General features: G+C 65.6%; 16 protein-coding genes. 3 read left to right on the top strand and 13 right to left on the bottom strand.

Translation table 11 applies throughout. The features are described from left to right. The 3 genes from ABD683_RS08375 to ABD683_RS08365 are packed head-to-tail and all read right to left on the bottom strand — an operon-like array spanning nucleotide 1 to nucleotide 2,929. Nucleotides 1-1,068 carry an NAD(P)H-dependent amine dehydrogenase family protein gene (locus ABD683_RS08375; RefSeq protein WP_344768987.1) on the bottom strand — a complete coding sequence of 356 codons (1,068 nt, stop codon included), beginning with the start codon at nucleotides 1,066-1,068 and terminating at the stop codon, nucleotides 1-3. Next, entirely contained in the window at nucleotides 1,065-2,132 is a 1,068-nt protein-coding gene (locus ABD683_RS08370) for an NAD(P)H-dependent amine dehydrogenase family protein (protein WP_344768985.1), read from the bottom strand. The genes ABD683_RS08375 and ABD683_RS08370 overlap by 4 nt, the downstream gene beginning before the upstream one ends. Then, a complete protein-coding gene (locus tag ABD683_RS08365) occupies nucleotides 2,129-2,929 on the bottom strand; it encodes an SDR family oxidoreductase (protein WP_344768983.1) in 801 nt (266 codons plus the stop codon). The genes ABD683_RS08370 and ABD683_RS08365 overlap by 4 nt, the downstream gene beginning before the upstream one ends. 98 nt (nucleotides 2,930-3,027) lie before the next feature. Here ABD683_RS08365 and ABD683_RS08360 point away from each other — a divergent pair, with 98 nt between their 5' ends. Further along, nucleotides 3,028-4,644: a PD-(D/E)XK nuclease family protein gene (locus tag ABD683_RS08360; RefSeq protein WP_344768981.1), complete on the top strand. Its 1,617-nt coding sequence runs from the start codon at nucleotides 3,028-3,030 to the stop codon at nucleotides 4,642-4,644. 139 nt (nucleotides 4,645-4,783) lie between these two features. Beyond that, nucleotides 4,784-5,623: a thioesterase family protein gene (locus ABD683_RS08355; protein ID WP_344768980.1), complete on the top strand. Its 840-nt coding sequence runs from the start codon at nucleotides 4,784-4,786 to the stop codon at nucleotides 5,621-5,623. Between the two features lie 27 nt (nucleotides 5,624-5,650). On the opposite strand, the gene ABD683_RS08350 is transcribed toward ABD683_RS08355, so the two are convergent. From ABD683_RS08350 to ABD683_RS08320, 7 genes are all read right to left on the bottom strand, one after another. After that, a complete protein-coding gene (locus ABD683_RS08350) occupies nucleotides 5,651-6,283 on the bottom strand; it encodes a hemerythrin domain-containing protein (protein WP_344768979.1) in 633 nt (210 codons plus the stop codon). 234 nt (nucleotides 6,284-6,517) lie between these two features. Continuing rightward, entirely contained in the window at nucleotides 6,518-8,326 is a 1,809-nt protein-coding gene (locus ABD683_RS08345; RefSeq protein WP_344768978.1) for a flavin-containing monooxygenase, read from the bottom strand. 66 nt (nucleotides 8,327-8,392) lie between these two features. Beyond that, nucleotides 8,393-9,439: an MBL fold metallo-hydrolase gene (locus ABD683_RS08340; RefSeq protein ID WP_344768977.1), complete on the bottom strand. Its 1,047-nt coding sequence runs from the start codon at nucleotides 9,437-9,439 to the stop codon at nucleotides 8,393-8,395. A gap of 80 nt (nucleotides 9,440-9,519) precedes the next feature. Continuing rightward, nucleotides 9,520-10,314, bottom strand: a complete 795-nt coding sequence (locus ABD683_RS08335; RefSeq protein WP_344768975.1) for an IclR family transcriptional regulator domain-containing protein — start codon at nucleotides 10,312-10,314, stop codon at nucleotides 9,520-9,522. A 115-nt stretch (nucleotides 10,315-10,429) separates the two neighbouring features. After that, nucleotides 10,430-11,680, bottom strand: a complete 1,251-nt coding sequence (locus ABD683_RS08330; protein WP_344768973.1) for a CaiB/BaiF CoA transferase family protein — start codon at nucleotides 11,678-11,680, stop codon at nucleotides 10,430-10,432. After that, nucleotides 11,670-12,911, bottom strand: coding sequence for a CaiB/BaiF CoA transferase family protein (locus ABD683_RS08325; protein WP_344768971.1), 1,242 nt, complete (start codon nucleotides 12,909-12,911; stop codon nucleotides 11,670-11,672). Before ABD683_RS08325 ends, ABD683_RS08330 begins: the two co-directional genes overlap by 11 nt. Next, nucleotides 12,908-13,777, bottom strand: coding sequence for an enoyl-CoA hydratase-related protein (locus ABD683_RS08320; protein ID WP_344768969.1), 870 nt, complete (start codon nucleotides 13,775-13,777; stop codon nucleotides 12,908-12,910). Before ABD683_RS08320 ends, ABD683_RS08325 begins: the two co-directional genes overlap by 4 nt. A gap of 272 nt (nucleotides 13,778-14,049) precedes the next feature. On the opposite strand from ABD683_RS08320, the gene ABD683_RS08315 reads away from it, so the two are divergent. Then, nucleotides 14,050-14,883, top strand: coding sequence for a mycofactocin-coupled SDR family oxidoreductase (locus ABD683_RS08315; protein WP_344768967.1), 834 nt, complete (start codon nucleotides 14,050-14,052; stop codon nucleotides 14,881-14,883). Nucleotides 14,884-14,907: 24 nt separating this feature from the next. On the opposite strand, the gene ABD683_RS08310 is transcribed toward ABD683_RS08315, so the two are convergent. Genes ABD683_RS08310 through ABD683_RS08300 form a run of 3 tightly spaced genes read right to left on the bottom strand, consistent with a single transcriptional unit; the run spans nucleotide 14,908 to nucleotide 17,676 of the window. Further along, nucleotides 14,908-15,753 (bottom strand): 3-hydroxyacyl-CoA dehydrogenase family protein, encoded by an 846-nt coding sequence (locus ABD683_RS08310; protein ID WP_344768965.1) that lies wholly within the window; start codon nucleotides 15,751-15,753, stop codon nucleotides 14,908-14,910. 1 nt (nucleotide 15,754) lies between these two features. Further along, entirely contained in the window at nucleotides 15,755-16,501 is a 747-nt protein-coding gene (locus tag ABD683_RS08305; protein WP_344768963.1) for an enoyl-CoA hydratase/isomerase family protein, read from the bottom strand. After that, on the bottom strand, nucleotides 16,498-17,676 hold the full coding sequence (locus ABD683_RS08300) for a thiolase family protein (RefSeq protein WP_344768961.1): 1,179 nt from the start codon (nucleotides 17,674-17,676) through the stop codon (nucleotides 16,498-16,500). The genes ABD683_RS08305 and ABD683_RS08300 overlap by 4 nt, the downstream gene beginning before the upstream one ends. Between the last annotated feature and the right edge of the window lie 64 nt (nucleotides 17,677-17,740).

Here is a 17,740-nt window from a genome sequence, read left to right as displayed (position 1 = left end):
CTAGCGGATGTTGCCGCGACCCGCGATCAGCGGCAGGTCGAGCGCGGTGACCCAGCCCGGCGGCAGGTCGTTCACAGCCGAGACGGCGTTGAGCGCACGCATGCCCGTTGCCAGGCATCCGGCGGTTGCAGCATCGCGGCCACTGCCGTCGTCGAAGCGGAACGCGGTCTCCTGCGTGATCGACGGGGTTCCCTCGAGCTCGACGCGATAGACGTCGTCGTTGGCGCCGCGCGGCCAGTCGGGCGCCGAGTTTGCGCCGACCCGGTTGATGTGGCGCAGCTGGATGCGGGTCTCGCCCTTGTAGACGCCGTTGATCGTGAAGTCGACCGCGGCGACGTGGCCCGGTGCGATCGGACCCTTGGCACTGGGCACCTCGACGTCGGTGACCCACTTGTCGTACGTCGTGGTGATCTCGTCGAGCTCGATGCCGACGGCCTCGGCCATCATCGGGACCGTCGCGCCCCACGCCATCACGAGGATGTCGGTGTGCTCGAGCAGCGCCTTGTGCTCCGGTTCGCGGCCGATGCCCATCTCGTCCTCGTAGTCGCCGAGGTAGTTGGAGTAGTCGAGGATCTCGAGCGCCCGTACGACGCGCACCTCCGACGTCAGGCCCATCAGCGTCATCGGGAACAGGTCATTGGCGAATCCGGGGTCGATGCCGGTCGTGAAGCACGACGAACCTCCGGCCTCGCATGCTTCGGTGACCGGATCGATCCAGACGTCGGGGTTCTGCTTCATGCCCGGCCACACCCAGGGCGTCATCGCCGTCGACGTGACGTCAACGCCCGCGCGGAGGAACGCGGTCATGACGCGGATGTTCTCGTCGGCGTACTGCGCCGTCGGGCCGTAGTGGACCAGCGCATCGGGCTTCAGGGCGACGAGCGCGTCGAGGTCATCCGTGCACTGGATGCCGACGGGATCGCGGCCGCAGAGCGTACCGACGTCGACGCCGACCTTCTCGGGGTTGCTGACACCGACTCCGACGAGCTCGAACTCGGGGTGATCGAAGACCTCGCTGAGCACGAGCTTGCCGACAAATCCGGTGCCCCAGACAACGATGCGCTTCATACCTGAACCAATCCCTTGCCGGTGACGAGCGGAAGATCGAGTGCCGTGACGAGCCCCGGCTGTGCTGCGACCACAGCCGGGACCGCGTTCACGAGCCGCATTGCGGTCGCCTTGAGGCCGGCGGTGTTGTGGTCGCCGTCGGTGCCGAGCAGCTGCAGGTCGAGCGTGTAGTTGGGCTCGCCTTTGATCTCGACGCGATAGCAGCCGAGCCCCGCGGGCTGCGGCCAGTCAGGCCCGATGTCGTCGTGCACACGGGTCACGTGCTCGAGCACGACGACGGCCTTGCCGTTGACGATGCCGCGTACCTCGAAGTGCAGGCCGGCGACAGTGCCCTCCTCGATCGTGCCGCTGTCGATGTCGAACGTCTCGGTCGCCGGGAGGCGCTCGTAGAACTCCTCGACGCTGTCGAGCTCGAGGCCGAGGCCGGCGGCGATCTGGTGCACGACGCTGCCCCACGCCATCGACAGGATGCCGGGCTGCAGCAGCATCGGCACGTGGTCCATCGGCATGCCGAAGCCCATGACGTCGAACACGATCATGCGCTGGTTGTAGGTGTTGTAGTTGAGCACCTCGGAGCAGCGGACCTGGTCGATGCGTTCGCTGATGCTGGTCAGCGACAGCGGCAGCCAGTCGTTGGCGAAGCCGGGGTCGATGCCGTTGACGTACAACGAGGCACCGCCTGCCTCACCCGCCTCCTGCACACCCTTGGCCATGTCCTTGGCCGGGCCGGACGGGAACTGCAGGAACACCGGGCCGCTGGAGACGACGTTGATGCCGGCGGCGAGGAGCTTCTCGAGGTCGGCGATCGCCTCCATCAGCCGGTCGTCGGCCATGGCGCAGTTGACGACGCAGTCAGGCTTGAGCGCGAGGATCTCGTCGACGTCGTTGGTCGCGAGGACGCCCAGGTCCTTGCCGAGTCCGGCGAGCTGGCCGGCGTCCTGGCCGACCTTGTCGGGATTGGACACCCAGAGGCCGACCAGCTCGAGGTCGGGTCGGGCGTCGATGCCGGCGAGGGCGTGACGACCGACGTTGCCGGTGCTCCATTGCACGACTCTGATCGTCATTCGGGTTCTCCTAGGTCGGGCAGTGCCATGTCGAGGTTGGGCTGGTCGATGCCACCGTCGACCTCGACCACCTTGCCGGTGATGTAGCTGCCGGCCGGGCTGGCGAGGAACAGGACCGTGGCGGCGATCTCGTCGGGCTCGCCGATGCGGCGCAGCGGGGTGTTCTCCTCCATCTGCGCCGTCAGCCCCTCGTCGCCGGTGACCAGCTCGAGGGCCGAGGTGGCGATGGAGCCGACCGCGATGGCGTTGACGCGTACGCGCGGCGCCAGGTCACGAGCAGCCAGGCGCGTCCAGTGCGCGAGCGCCGCCTTGGCCGTGCCGTACGCGAGGTAGCCGCGGCCACTGACGCGACCCATCACGGAGGAGATGTTGACGACCGAGCCCCCGTCGCCCTTGAGCAGATGGGGCAGCGCTGCACGCGTCAGCGCGTGCGCCGTGGAGACGTTGAAGTGGAACGCGCCCTCGAGCGCGGCGACGTTCGTACGCGCGAACTCCTTGGGCATCGAGCCGCCGACGTTGTTGACGACGACGTCGAGCCGGCCGAACGTGTCGACCGCGGTCTGCGCCAGGGCTGCCACCTGGTCGAGGTCCTGCAGGTCCGCAGCGACGACATGCGCCTTGCGACCAAGCGCCTCGATCTTGGCGGCGACCTCGTGGAGCTGCTCCTCCGTACGGGCGGCAAGGACGACGTCGGCTCCGGCTTCGGCGAGGGCAAGTGCGCTGGCTGCACCGATGCCTCGGCCTGCCCCGGTGACGACGGCGACGCGGTCGTCGAGGCGGAATCTCTCAAGCACCATTCGAGGAAGGTATCTCAAAACTGAAACACGTTCTAGTCTTGACGACGCTGTCCGCAATCTCTACACGCCTCCGCCTGCAGCCCGAATATGCTGCAGAGATGCCGGGCTTCTCGAGGGACCTCATCGGCAACCAGGACAACGTACGGATCTCCGCCACCGACATCGCCAACCACGACTCGTGCGGTGCGTCGATGGCGCTGAAGATCCGCCCCGAGGTCTCCTCCGACCGGTGGCAGCGATCGTTCGGCTCGGAGAAGACGTTCATCCTCGGCGAGGTGGCCCAGCTCGTACGCAGCGCTCACGTCTCCGACGAGGCCAACGACCCGGCGACGCTCACGGCGTGGCTGCAGGAGCAGCTCGAACGTCGCAAGGTGCACCGGCTGCTGCGCCCGTACGCGATGCGTGCCGTGCCCAACATCCTGCAGGCGCACTGGGACCTCGAGGACGAGATCGGCGAGCTCCGGATGATGCGTGCCGACCCGTCGATCGGCCAGCCACCCAAGACGCTGTGGGTCTGGGCTCCTCTCTACTGCACGCTCGACGGCGTGCGGGAGATCCGCCGCTATCGGCTCGGTGGAGCGCACGACAACCCGACCGAGGACGACATGCTCTGGGCGCACACCGCCGCCCACATCGCCGCGACCTTCAACGGCCTGCCCGCCGTCACCCGCGTGCGCGTCGTCGAGATCGGTGCCGGCGACGGCAGCCTCAACGTGCTGTTCGACGGCAGTCCGTCGCAGGCGACCAGTGAGTACGACGCACACGCACGAGGCATCGCCGGCGGACTCGGCGAGCTGACCGACATCCGTCCCGGTTTCGGCTGCAGCTCGTGCAAGATCGCCGGTGTGTGCGACGCCCTCGTACCGATGCCGAGGATGCTCGGCCAGGCGTCCAAGGGGTACGCGTCGCGGTCGGTGTCACCGTCGGACCTCGACCGCTACCGGGTCTGCCCGGCGCAGTGGCTCCTTGCCTCCGACCTGCACCTGCCCCGTACGGATGAGTACACCGCGGCCCAGGCCCGCGGCCTGCTCGTCCACGAGTGGCTCGAGGCGGCACACCTGCGATCCGTCGGCTGCACCTCAGCGGATCTGCCCGAGCCCGGCACCGGGCTGGGACTCGCCCAGGGGGTGATGACGACCGAGGAGTACGCCGTCGCGTACCCGTTCCTCCTGCACCACGTCTCCACCTGCCCCCTCGCCGCCGACTCGGTCGAGGTGCTGGAGGTGGAGCAGTCGACGTTCGGGTTCGACGTCGATGCCGACGTCGTGACCGTGACCAAGCCCGACCTCGTCTATCGCATCGGCCACCGGCTGATCGTCCGCGAGTTCAAGACCAGCAGCTCACTGCCGCAGGGCGGAGCCGAGCAGGTCTACGGCCAGACGACGCAGGTCGCGTTCCTGCTGTCGATGCTGTCGAGCGGCCTGAGGGATGCGTACGGCGCGACCGATGCGACCGTCGAGGTGGAGGTGCTGACGCCCGACGGCAGCGAGCTGTACGTGTGGGACCTCGAGGACGACGAGGCCGCCGCCCGCGAAGACCTCGCCGCGGCCGCAGGTCGCTGGCACTACGACTCGACATGGGAGACCAACCCGGGCGAGCACTGCCTGTGGTGCCCCGTGAGCCAGTGGTGCCCCGACAGCGAAGAGTTCGCCAAGGCCATTGGCGGCACCGGCCCAGTCCTCGATCCGGTCGACGATCCCCCGCCCCCGTTCTAGCGACGACACAATCTCGCTCGCTAGGCCGAGGAACGAGGCCGGGAGGGAGCGAGGAACGAGCGACCGAAGCGACGCAAGCCGAAGAGCTCGATCAGCCACCCCCGGCAAACCTCGCAAGAACTACTGACACTCTTTCTCCATGAACTTGTCGATGTTCACCCTCGAGGGCGACCAGCTCGTACCCGGTGAAATTGCCCGCAGCATGTGGAGCGCCGAGCAGATGCACGGTGTGGCCGTGAGCGGTGCGCTGGCTCGCGGACTCGAGACCAAGCTGGCCGAGATCGGCCGCACCGACCTCATCCCGGCGCGCTACACCGTCGACCTGTTCCAGCCCGCCAAGATGGCACCCTGCACCGTGGTCACGGAGGTCATTCGCGAAGGTCGGCGCCTCGCCCTGATCGACGCCGCACTGATGCAGGGCGACGTACGCGTTGCGCGCGCGAGCTGCATCTTCCTGCTGCCGACCGAGAACGCCGGTGGCGACGTGTGGACCGCCGAGGACCACCCCGCACCTCCGCCGCTCGACGTCGTACCCGTCAGTGACGAGCCCCGCGTACCGTTCTTCCGCAGCGATGCCGACTGGTCGCAGTCGTTCCCCGAGCACCAGAACGCCGGGCGCAAGCAGACCTGGCAGGTCGGCCTGCCGGTCGTCGAGGGCGAGGAAGGTACGCCGTTCCAGTCCGTGGCCGCCATCGCCGATGGCACCAGCATGGTCGTCAACTGGGGCACGGAGGGCGTGCAGTACATCAACACCGACATCACGCTCGCCCTCGCCCGCAAGCCGGTGTCGCTCGAGGTCGGACTGTCCGCCACGGACCGCGTCGAGATCGACGGCATCGCTGTCGGCACTGTCGAGGTCTTCGACCGCGCCGGCCCGCTCGGCACCGCCATGGTGACCTCACTCGCCAACGGCAAGCGACCCGTCAGCTTCGAGAACATCGAATACACCGACGAAGGCACTCGCCGAATCCGCGAGTGACTCGATCAACAGTTGCCGACCCGCAGCTCAGCTCCAGGTCGGCGCGATCTCGTTGCGATAGCGGCGGCCGCCGAACTTGCTGAACAGGAAGATCACCGGCGCCGGTAGCTCCTTGCGCATCCCCGCGATGTCATCGGCGTCTGCGCCATCCTGGAGGAACTCGATGAAGTTGCCCATCTTCCCCATGTGCGCCTTCTTGACCCTGGAGAGCGCCTTCTTCATCGGAGGCGCGTCAGCGTAGGCGGCCGAAATCGGCTCGAGGTCACGTTCCTCGTGATCGAGGTGATTGATGAGCACGGTGCCGAGATTGGAGACCGCAGCGCGCGCGCCTGCCGCGCTCGCACTCGTCGGGCTGGCTTTCAAGGCCTTCATGGATTCGGTCGCCTGGCCGAGGGCGGCGCGCATGTCCTCGTGCTCGTTGTCGAGCTCGGCCAGCTCGCTCAGGTCAGCGTCCGTCTCCTGCAGCGCCGGCCAGAAGTACTCCTCCTCATAGCCGTGGTGGTGATGGAGCTCCTCGTCGAAAAAGTCCCAAGCCCGTGTGAGCTGGTCTGCTCGCGCCTGGTTGCCGTCGGGGAACGCGCCGAGCGCACCATCGAAGCGGGCAATCGTCCGGCGGAACGCCGCGTGCGCGACGGTGTTCAGGGTCAGGTGCTCAGTCATGATCGTCTCCTCGTGGGAAATGCCATCGGCGGTGAGCCACGGCGTCAGATGCGGCCCGCTCGCACGGACGATGACTGGAGGCTAGTGCGCACGCGCACACACCGTCCGGCCTTTCGGACAACTCACTACGGTCAGCAGATCCCCCGCCACGTGCGATCGACTCGTTCCACGGTCGATCGTGACGGTCCTGGACTCTCCCGGCTCGCGCGAGGCGTCACAGCGTCGACCAAGGCGTCACGTCGTTCCGTCATGGATGCCGAAATGGATTGCCGCCAATTGCAGCGCCAGATACTTCGAGTTGATGCGTGCCGATTGCAGCGATCCGCCCATGAACCACAGCCCGGGGTGTCCCGTACGGCGAAACATCCTGCGCGGTTCGCCCTCATCATCCAATCCACCAGGAAGACCGCTTCGTTCGATGACGTCTTCCCCGAGCAGCCGCTTGGCCATCTCGCCGGTTCCGCTGAAACCCGTGGCAAACACCACGACGTCGGCTTCAAGGATGTCGCCATCGTCAAGCTCGATTCCCGCAGTCACCATCCGACGCATGTTGCGTGATTCGATCCCGATCCTTCCGTGCGCTATGAGGGCCGAACAACCAACATCGATGTAGTAGCCTCCGCCGCGCTCGTAGACCTTGCCGAGCACCCCGGTTCCGCTCGGACCGTCGTCGGTCCTGAAGCCCCGCTCGGACAGCGACTGAAGCAGGGCCTGGTCCTCTCTCCGTGCGTTCGAGGTGAAGCTCTCGGCGAACTCGAGAAGCGCGAGATTGGGAAATGACGCGAACTGCAAGTCGGCGTCTTCGGTCGATGGCCCGTCTTCTCGATAGAGATTCATGGTGAGTCCGGGCATGTGGCGTTGACTGATCACGTGGGTCGGAGACCGCTGGATCATGGTGACGGTCGCGCCCTGGTCATGAAAATCCTTGGCGATGTCATGAGCGCTGGTCGACGATCCGACCACCACGATTCTCTGCCCGTCCGAACCAGCTGCACTCGAGTGCTCGCTGGAGTGGTAGGCGCGTCCGCCGAAGTCGGCGAGATCGATGCCCTCCGGGAATTTCGGGACTCCCTGATTGCCGGTGGTCACCACCACATGGGCGGGACGTACCGTTCGCGTCGCACCGTCAGGTCGCGCCACCACGATCGACCAGCGCTGTGCTTCGTCGTCGTACTCCGTCGAGATCAACGACGAACCCACCCACACGTTGAGGTCCAGCGCCACTGCATACGATTCGAGCCAGTCGCCGAGCTTGTCCTTCGGCGTGTAGATCGGCCACGAGCTGGGGAACTGCATGAAGGGAAAATGGTTGAGCCAGACCGGATCATGGAGAAGCAATGACTCGTAACGGTTCCGCCAGTTGTCACCGACCCGCGCATTGCGTTCGATGAGCAAGGCAGGGATGCCCCGGACCTTGAGGTGCGCCGCCAGTGCAAGACCGTTCTGCCCTGCTCCCACGATCACGACGTACGGCTCATGGCCGACGAACTCGCTCTCGCTGCTTCGAGTGTGAAGCCAGCTCGGCGCGGCGGTCAGCGTGCGGTCCACCCCGATCGGTCGGTGCTCACTGATGCTCGCCTCGCGTCCGTGCAACTCGTGGATCGACGTTGACAGAATCCATGCGCGCCAGTGCCCAAGCTCGTCACTGGTCAGCCGCAACACACCCCGACCTGAGAGCACGTCGGTCTCGAACTCGAACATGGCCTCGATCCATGTCCTCGAATGGTGACTGACGACTCGTGCCGTGCTGTCCGGCCGAAGCCGCACGCCACGCATACCTCCACCGGCCAGGTGACCTCGAGCAAATTCGGCGATCTTGTCGGCTGAGTGTGCTGTGCGGATGTCCCACGTCAGCGCCACCAGATCGCGCCACCACGCGTCGGGGTGGAAGAGCTCTTCGTGACCCTTGCGCTGTTCAGGCGGGGTGTCGACCCATGCCTGGAAGCCCTCGATCCACGCGGCGACAATTTCGCCCTGTGCTCGTCGTGAATCCAGCGGAACCAGCCCTACCGGTTGGCTGCCCTCGTCGATCAATGCAGACATGACTCTCCCATACAAGTACCGAACTGACGGGCCGGACCTCCGCGCCGAACCCTCTTCTGGATGCGCTCATCGCGTGGCATAAGTCGCACATCCGTCAACGACCGTCCCCGCGAGGTCGCCCCGTGCAACGAGCACCTCCAGGTGGGCTGTGGTTTCCAGGACTGCTTGCACCTGGTTGTACGGGGGCAGCTCACTGAAGCCTCGGCGATGGCGTGTCCACGGAACTGTTCGTGCCGTGGCGTAGGCCGTGGAGGCACCCCGCCGTACCGCCGCCTCGCACAAGGCGAGCCGCTCTGCGTGGTGGCTGAGAAGCTCATCAACACGTGCGTGAGAGCTGCCGCCAGAGTCACCATGTGCCGGGAGCAGTCGCAGGTCTGGCAATGCCCGGATCTTCGCCAGGGACTCGAGAAACCGCCCCAGCGGCAATGGAGCCGAGACCTGCTCGTAACCGATCGACGGTGTGATGGATGGAAGCACATGGTCGCCCGAGAAGAGAATGCCTGCGCGCAGGTCCGCGAAGACGAAGTGACCCGCGGTGTGTCCGGGCGTCGAGATCGCCTGCAGCTCGCGTCCACCGACGACGATGGGGTGGTCGTCGGCCAGCCAGGTGTCGGGAACATCCCACTCGCCGGCGTCAGCCGCGAGTGATGCCGACCAGTCATCCCAGAAGTCGAGCAGAGCGTCGGCACCGCCGTTGATCAGGCGACCGCGGTGCTCCGAGCCTCTCTCGGCGCCTCGAATCATCGCTTCGACGCTCGGACGCTCGCCAAGACCCAGACTGATCCGCGCGCCGAACTCACGGCGAATCGCCACTGCCATCGAGTAGTGGTCTCGATGCGCATGCGTGACGAGAATCTGCGTCACATCGCGCAGGTCGTGCCCCAGCTCGCGCAGCGAGCTCTTGAGCTGCTTTCTCGCTGACGGCATGTCCCAGCCGGCATCCACCAAGGTGAGTCCAAGCTCCGACTCGATGACGTAGACATTGACCGCACGGAGGGCTTCAACGGGCAGAGGGAGCGGAATGCGATGGACGCCGTCGGCCACCTCGTAGGTCCCTGGCTCCACCCACGTCTGGCTCGTGCCGGCGCTCTCGGGCGAGCGCGAATGTGTCACGTCTCGCCGGCTCGGTACCGCTACAGGCAACGACGGTTGCCGGAACGGGCCCTCCACATCGAGCCCTCCGAGCCCTGTCATCAGAGGTTCAGCGAGAGATTGTACGAAATGTCCGCGGCAGTCTGCAGGAGCGCAGGCAGCACGTCGTCAATCATCTGCTCTCCGCTGCGCTGGGTCGCCTGACTGCCGACCTTCAGGGCCGCCACGGCGCGCCCGTCTACGCCTCGTACTGGAACCGATATCGCGAGGACATGGGGGCTGAGTCGTGACTGGACGAGAGACCAGCCCTGACGACGGACCAGATCGAGTTCCTCGCGCAAGGCCTTCTCGTCGACGACCGTCTTGTCGGTGAACTTCTGGCGGTCACTCGTGGCGAAGTAGGTGTCCAGCTCCTCGGGCGTCAGGTCGGCCAACAACACCATCCCGGTGGACACCGTGTGCGCAGGAACTCGGTCACCGACCGCGAGTCCGCTGTTGGTGATGTGCCCCGACTTGGCTCGGACGATGTAGGTGACGTGATCACCCCCGAGGACTGCCGCCGAGCAGTCCTCGTGGAACGCGGCGGCCAGGGCTGTGAGGTTGGGCTGGAGGATCTCGGTGAGGGACAGCGAGGTCAGGTAGGAGTAGCCGAGCTCGAGGGTCCGCGGCAGCAGATAGAACTGCCGGTGGTCCCGCCCGACGTAGCCGAGCGATTCCAGGGTCATGAGCAGTCGTCTCGCGACAGCCTTGCTGAGCTTGCCACGCTCAGCGACTTCGGTCAGGGTCAACGGCCCACGCTCCTCCGCGAACACGCGGATGACGATCAGCCCACGCTCCAGGCTCTGGACGTGCTCAGACGTACGATCGATGTCGCGATCGTTCTCCACCAGCGCCACGCCGTTCCTCCATCGTTTGTGCCGTTGCCCGACAGGCTGCTTCGCCTGTCGCACGTCAGTCCTTGCGTTCGTCGAATCCTCGCACTGTAGCCATGTTCACCATGTGATTCTTCGTCTAGATGACCCCCGCGTCCCGCAGCTCACCCAGGCGCGATTCGGACAACCCCAGACGCTTGCCGTAGATCTCAGCGTTGTCCGCACCGATAGCACGCCCGGCATGACGCACCTGGTGGTCGAAGCCGGAGAACTTCGGGACGATACCCGGCATTCGGAGCTGGCCCAGGTGTGGATCCTCGATCGTCACGACGTCATTGCGCGCGAGGTAGTGCTCGTCGACGACAATGTCTGCCACCGTGAACACACGTTCGTGGACGACGCCGCTTTGGTCCAGACCGGCTTCAACCTCGGCGAACGGCAGACTGGATGCCCACTGGGCCAGAGCTCGGTCACAGTCGTCGATGAACTGAACGACTTTCTTCTCCCCTGTGCCGAGGACGCCTTCATCGAGCAACGTCAGCAGCGGGACCGACCCGATGGCCTCGAGTGTTCGCCGGACAGCCCGCTCTCCAACCGAGCTGACGCAGAAGTGCACGTCATCCTTGGTCCGGTAGATGTTGCGGATCACGCCGTGCTCGCGAACGCTTCCGGCGCGGCCGGCGACCGTGCCGCACTGGTCGTACTCGATCACCTGCGTCGGGATGAGACGGAACATCGCCTCGAACAGCGCGATGTCGACGACCTCGACATCGCCCTGCCCGAGATCGCGCGGACCTCGCCGGTTCGCTCGTTGCCAGAGTGCAGCCAGGACTCCGATGATGCCGAAGGCCCCAGCCACCCCGTCCGCGATCGCGGTGGACAACAAGATCGGCGCACCGCCCTCAGGGCCAGTCATCTGGGACAGGCCACTCATGGCTTCGGCGGCTCCGCCGAACCCCGGTCGAGGGGAGCGAGGGCCGGTCTGTCCATAGCCGCTGACGCGCAGCATGACCACGTCGGCACCGGCGGCTCGCAGGTCCTCAGGGCCAAGGCCCCAACGCTCGAGCGTGCCGGGTCGGAAGTTCTCGATCACGACATCGAAGTCGGCCACGAGCTGGAGGAACAGCTCCCTCGCCTCGGGATGCGACAGCTTGAGACTCACGTTCGCCTTGTTGCGCTCGACGATGCTCGTCCACAACGGAATGTCACCCTTGCGGGGAAGCATGCCTCGCAGCACGTTGCCGTCCGGGCTCTCCACGACCGTGACATCTGCCCCGAGGTCGGCCAACAACACCCCGGCGAACGCCGCGGAGTAGTGGTGGGACAAGTCCAACACTCTGAGACCAGCGAGCACACCGTTGGTTGCTGCTGGGTAGGTATCAGTTGACATCCCGGCACTCCACGACGCCAGACGTGACGAGGCCCAAGATGTCGGCGTCCGACAACTTCAGCTCTTCGGACAAGACGTCCTTGGTGTGCTCTCCGAGCTGGGGTGGCGCCGAATCCTCTCGAAGCGGCCACCGGTTGTTGCGCACGGGCTGGCGCGTGACGCTGACCACCCGATCCCCCGTGCCGATCTCGTGCACCGTGCCGTTGTGCAGTGCCTGGTCAGAGCGGATGGCCTCGGCGATGTCGAGGACCGGACTGCACGGCACCGTCGTCTGACCCAGTCTCTCGAGCCAGTCCTCACGATCCCGCGTGGCGAACACGCCTTCCAGCACAGGGACGAGCTCATCACGGTGCTCGATTCGCAGCTCGTTGCTGCGGTACTCATCACGTTCGAGCAGCTCGGGAACCTCCAGCACGTGGCACAGCTCGCGCCAGAACTGGTTGGAGAACGCGCCAACGATGATGCGTTTGCCATCGGAACAACGGAACGCCTGGTACGGAACGATCTGTGCGTGCCCCGTACCTTCTGGCTGCGGGGCCCCCGCACCGGCGGCGACCGAGGGCACAAAGCTGGCCATCAACGAGATCGCCGCATCGATCATCGGCACCTCAATGAGCTGAGGCCCGTCAAGTGAGGTGCGCGCAGACAGGGCGCTCGCGATCGCGAACGCGGCATAGAGTCCCGCCGTCAGGTCGCAGATCGGGGCACCGATCTTCGTGGGCCCTCCATCGCGTGAACCAGTTCCGGCCATGAGGCCAGAAAGGCCCTGGATCGTGATGTCGTTTCCACCCTGGTCGACCCACGGCCCGGTCGGCCCGAACGCCGTGATCGAGCAGTAGATCAGACTCGGGTTCAACGAGGTGACGTCATCGAAGCCGAGCCCGTGACGACTCAGGACGCCTGGGCGAAAGTTCTCGACCACGACATCCGAGGTCTCGATCAACGATCGTATGAGCTCGCTGCCCTCGGGGCGCGAGAAGTCGACGACCACAGAGGACTTGTTGCGGTTGAGTGCCAGGAAGTAGTCGGAGGATCCATCCGGGGCAAACTTCTTGCCGAAGAATCGTGAGCCGTCGCCGTACTTGGGTCGCTCGATCTTGATGACCTCGGCACCGAGATCGGCGAGTTGCATGGTGGCGAACGGGCCCGCTCCTGCGTGGCTCAGATCCAGGATCCGTACCCCGGCGAACGGCAGACGCCGTGTCGCCGGGGCGGGAGCGTCGAGACTCATTGAACCGCGCCCTCGGTGAAGAAGCGATCGCGTGAGCGCGCGGCATCCGTGGTGCCCTCGTCGCGGCGCCCCTTGAAGAAGTTGTACTCGTCCTCCTCGAACCGCATGTTGGTGCTCAGCGTATGGCCGACGTAACCGCGCATGATCTGGCTCGTGAAGCCCAAGGAGTCAAGCGCCTGCTGCTGTGCCACCTTGCCCATGACGAGTGCGTCCTTCGGGTGACGTGCGATGAGAGCGGCCCACGCCTCTGTCGCACTTTCCAGCTCATCTGCCGGCACTGACTTGTTGACCAGTCCGATCTCGGCAGCACGCTTTCCGCTCATGGCCTCACCGAACAGCAGGAACTCACGCGCCCGCTTCGGCCCGAGGAGAAGGATCTCGGTGTTCATGACGAGCGAACGCCCACCACCCATGAGGCGCTGCTCGGCGTGGCTCAGCTGCGCATCGTCGGCGGCGATCGCGAGGTCGACGATCTCCGTCAGGTACAGACCTCCGCCGATGCAATGCCCCTGAACCTGCGCGATGATCGGCTTCATCGAGTACATGAACGCCTGGTACATCTCAAGAAGCTTGCGGTCGAACTGCAGACGTACGCGCTGGCTGGGACGGCGCTGACGGCCGTCAGCGGACTTGCCGTCGCCGAATCCGTAGACGAACCCGACCTCACTGAGGTCATGGCCGGTGCTGAAGGACTTGCCGTTGCCCTTGAGGATGATCGCCTTGATGTCGTCATCGGCCTCAGCAGTCTTGAGCCCGTCCACCAACTCTTCGAACATCTTCACGCACAGCGCGTTGTGCTTCTCGGGACGGTTCATGATCAGCCTGGCGATGTTCCCGGACTTCTCATAGATGACGTGCTCGTACATGAAGTGACCTCTCATTGACTGCTTTGCGCCCCACCGGTGCGGCAACGCGTGATGCAAAGTTTTGTGTGGTTCGGATTGCGAACTAACTTCGGATTATGAACTATCATGATGGAGATGATCCGGGCTGTCAAGGAAGGCTCTGCCAGCACAGCACGGCACGCTTCTCGCCCTTGACCGCTTCCCCTGCGCTCGATAGCGTCTGGTTCGCTAATCGATCTAAGTTCATATAGTGAACCACGGACATTTCAGCCGCATCACCACGAGGAGAACCGATGGACCGCATGTCCGGAAAAGTCGCACTGATCACTGGGGCCGCTCGCGGTCAGGGTCGGTCCCACGCCGTGCGGCTGGCTGAGGAAGGCGCAGACGTCGTCGCCGTCGACGTCCTGGCTGACAACGACGCTCTCGCCTACGCGCTCGCGACCGAAGAGGACATGGAAGAGACTCAACGCCAAGTCGAGGCGACCGGTCGACGATTCGTCGCCTGCCGTGGCGACGTCCGATCGCAGGACGACCTCGACGCGGCCGTCATCGCCGGCGTGGAGACTCTCGGCCACATCGACACGGTCTGCCTCAACGCGGGAGTCTCTGGTCGAAAGGTGCCGACGTGGGAACTGGACACCGACGAGTTCGACAAGATGATCCAGATCAACCTTCTCGGCGCACAGCGAACCGTCAAGGCGGTCGTGCCTCACATGATCGAGTCCGGCCGTGGCGGCTCGATCGTGTTCATCAACTCGACCTTGGGGTTGAAGGGAATCGCCAACCTCTCTGCATACACCGCCTCGAAGCACGGACTACTCGGGCTCGCTCGGGTGCTTGCCGGCGAGCTGGCCCCCCACAACATCCGCGTCAACTCGGTCCACCCGACCGGCGTCGGCACCGACCTCATCCTGAATGAGGCCACGTGGAAGACGTTCCGACCCGATCTCGAGAACCCGACACTGGACGACGCGAAGGAGGCGTTCACCGCGCTGCACCAGCTCCCGGTCGCCTGGGTTGAAACCGTCGACGTCGCAAACGCCGTACTGTTTCTTGCCTCGGACGAGGCGAGGTACATCACGGGAATTTCGCTCCCGGTGGACGCCGGAAACCTCAATCGGTAGCCGACTGCCGGGGCGGACCCCGCGTCACCAGAGGTAGAACCCCTCGCCTGCCTTGCGACCAAGCTTGCCCTCCGCGACCATCCGGCGCAGGAGGTCAGGCGGCGCGAAACGAGCGCCCAGCTCGCGCTCCAGGTGCTCGGCAATCGCCAGTCGAACGTCAAGACCGACAATGTCGGTCGTACGCAGCGGCCCAGTGGGATGCCGGTAGCCCAGCGTCATCGCCAAGTCGACGTCGGCCGCGGACGCGACTCCCTCCTCCACCATGCGGATTGCTTCGAGCGCGAGGCCGACACCCAACCGGCTGCTGGCAAATCCCGGTGAATCACGCACCGTGATCGCAGACTTGCCCAGATCAGAGATCCACGACTGCGCACGAGCCAGGACGGAGACATCGGTCGCCGCTCCCGTCACGATCTCCACCAGGTCGCTCGCGGGCACCGGATTGAAGAAGTGAAGCCCCAGAAATCGCTGCGGCCGAGACAGAGGTGAAGCGAGCCGGTCGATCGGGAGCGAGCTCGTGTTCGTCGCGATCACGGCGTCCGGGGCGGACTGCTCCACGATCCCGAGCACCTTCTGCTTGAGCGGAACGTCTTCAGGGACCGCCTCGACGACAAGTCCCGCGCCAGCCAATTGCGCCGGAGAGGTCGTGACCTCGAGCCGCGCCAATGTGCGTGCGGGATCCTCATTGAGCAACCCAAGGGAGTCCGCCTTCCCGACGCTGGTTGTGACCCTCGCCCTGGCGGCGGCAACTGCTGCGTCATCGGTCTCGACGACCACCACCCGTGTACCGGCGACGAGGAAGGCGTGCGCGATACCCGCGCCCATTCGCCCTCCCCCGTAGACACCGATGAGATCTGGCAGAGCATTCATGTCAATCCTTCGTGGAGCGGTCGAGAAATGCGGTCATCCGGGTGCGCTTGTCCTCGGTCTCGAACAGAACCGCCTGGGCGATGTCATCGATCAGCGGATGGGCGCCACGCGGGGCGTGGAACAGCGACTTGGAGAGGCGAACGGCGAGGGCAGACTGGCCGACGATCCGGTCGGCAAGGGCGTGCCCGGCCGCCTCGAGCTCCCCCGGATCGACGATGTCATTGAGCAGCCGGACCTCCCGCGCCTCATCGGCCTTGAGGACCCGCCCTGCGAGCAGGATCTCCTTGGCGAACGGCTCACCAACCAGCTCACCGAGACGCCACACGGCACCAGCCGCTGCGATGATTCCGAGTCCAGGCTCCGGATTGCCGATCCTGGTCCGCGGCGTGCCGATACGGAAGTCGCAGGCATATGCCAGTTCGGCGCCGCCCCCGAGCGCGTAGCCGTCCAGCAGACCGATCGTCGGCATCGGGAGCCGCCTGATGCGGTCGAAGATTGCGGAGTTGATCCCGCTCAACGCGTCCAGATGTCCACGAGCCCGGAGCTCACCAATGTCAGCGCCGGCGGCAAAGGTGGTGCCTTCGCCGATGATCAGGGCCACTCGCGGAAGCTCTTCGAGCTCCGCACAGACCTGATGGAGCATCGACACCATCGCCTGGTTCACGGCGTTGCGGGCCTCAGGTCGATTCAGTCGTATGACGACCCTGTCCTCGAGCGACTCCACAACAACCACCGGTGCGGCGTTCATACGCGCTCCACCAAGAGAGCGGAACCCTGTCCCACGCCGACGCACATCGTGGCAAGACCCTTGTGCTGGTCGTCTCGCTCCAGCCGACCGAGCAGGGTAACCACCAAGCGCGCACCCGAGGCGCCCAGCGGGTGCCCGAGAGCAATCGCTCCGCCCGACGCGTTGACGATCTCCTCATCGAGCCCGAGATCACGGATGCAGGCGAGGGACTGCGAGGCGAAAGCCTCGTTGAGCTCCACGCATTGGAGGTCCCCGACGTCCCATCCAGCTCGTTCGAGCACCTTGCGGGTGGCAGGCACCGGCCCGATGCCCATGATTTCTGGCGCCACTCCCGCATTCGCGCTTGCAACGACCCGGGCTCGGGGCGCGAGGTCGTGACGGGCGACGAACCGTTCGCTCGCCAGGACGACCGCCGCCGCCCCATCATTCAGCGAGCTCGAATTGCCTGCTGTCACCACACCGCCGGCGCCGTTGACGGGACGCAGAGCAGCCAACCGTTCGAGCGTGGTGTCCGGACGTGGCCCCTCATCGACGGAGAAGACTCCGTCACTGGTCGGCACGTCCATGACCTCGTCGGTGAAGTGTCCTTGCTCTCGTGCGCCGAGCGCGCGCTCGTGTGATCGGAGCGCATATCCGTCGAGTTCCTCACGCGTCAGGCCCCAGCGCTCGGCGACTCGCTCAGCCGTCTGGGGCATCGAAAGGGTGGTCGACTCCGGGAAGCGCTGATTGATGAAGCGCCATCCGATCGAGGTGTCGAACAACTGTCCGGGAGGCGCGAAGGCCTTGGCTGGCTTTGCCGTCACCCACGGTGCGCGCGTCATCGACTCGACGCCGCCGGCAACGACCAGATCGGCATCACCCGCCGCAATCATCTGCCGGGCCGTGGCGATTGCGGTCAGTCCCGATGCACACAGCCGGTTGACGGTGAACCCTGGAACCGATTCGGGAAGGCCTGCCAGAAGGAGCGCCATACGCGCCACATTGCGGTTGTCCTCGCCGGCTTGGATCGCCGCGCCCAGGATCACCTCGTCGACGAGGTGCGGGTCGACTCCCGCACGCGAGACGGCTTCGCCGATGACCAAGGCTGCGAGATCATCGGGGCGCGCGTGGGCCAGGGCACCGCCGTACCGGCCGATGGGCGTGCGCACGCCGGCGATGATGAAAGCCTCGTTCATGTCTGTCCTCTTGTGGATCGGCACGCATGGGCGTGCGGCGTCGCGTCCGCTGTCGGCGGACGTC

It is taken from the genome of Aeromicrobium panaciterrae, assembly GCF_039537165.1.
Classification (GTDB): Bacteria; Actinomycetota; Actinomycetes; order Propionibacteriales; family Nocardioidaceae; genus Aeromicrobium; species Aeromicrobium panaciterrae.
Note: the sequence above shows the minus strand (reverse complement) of the source record. Positions and strands in the feature narration are given on the sequence as shown.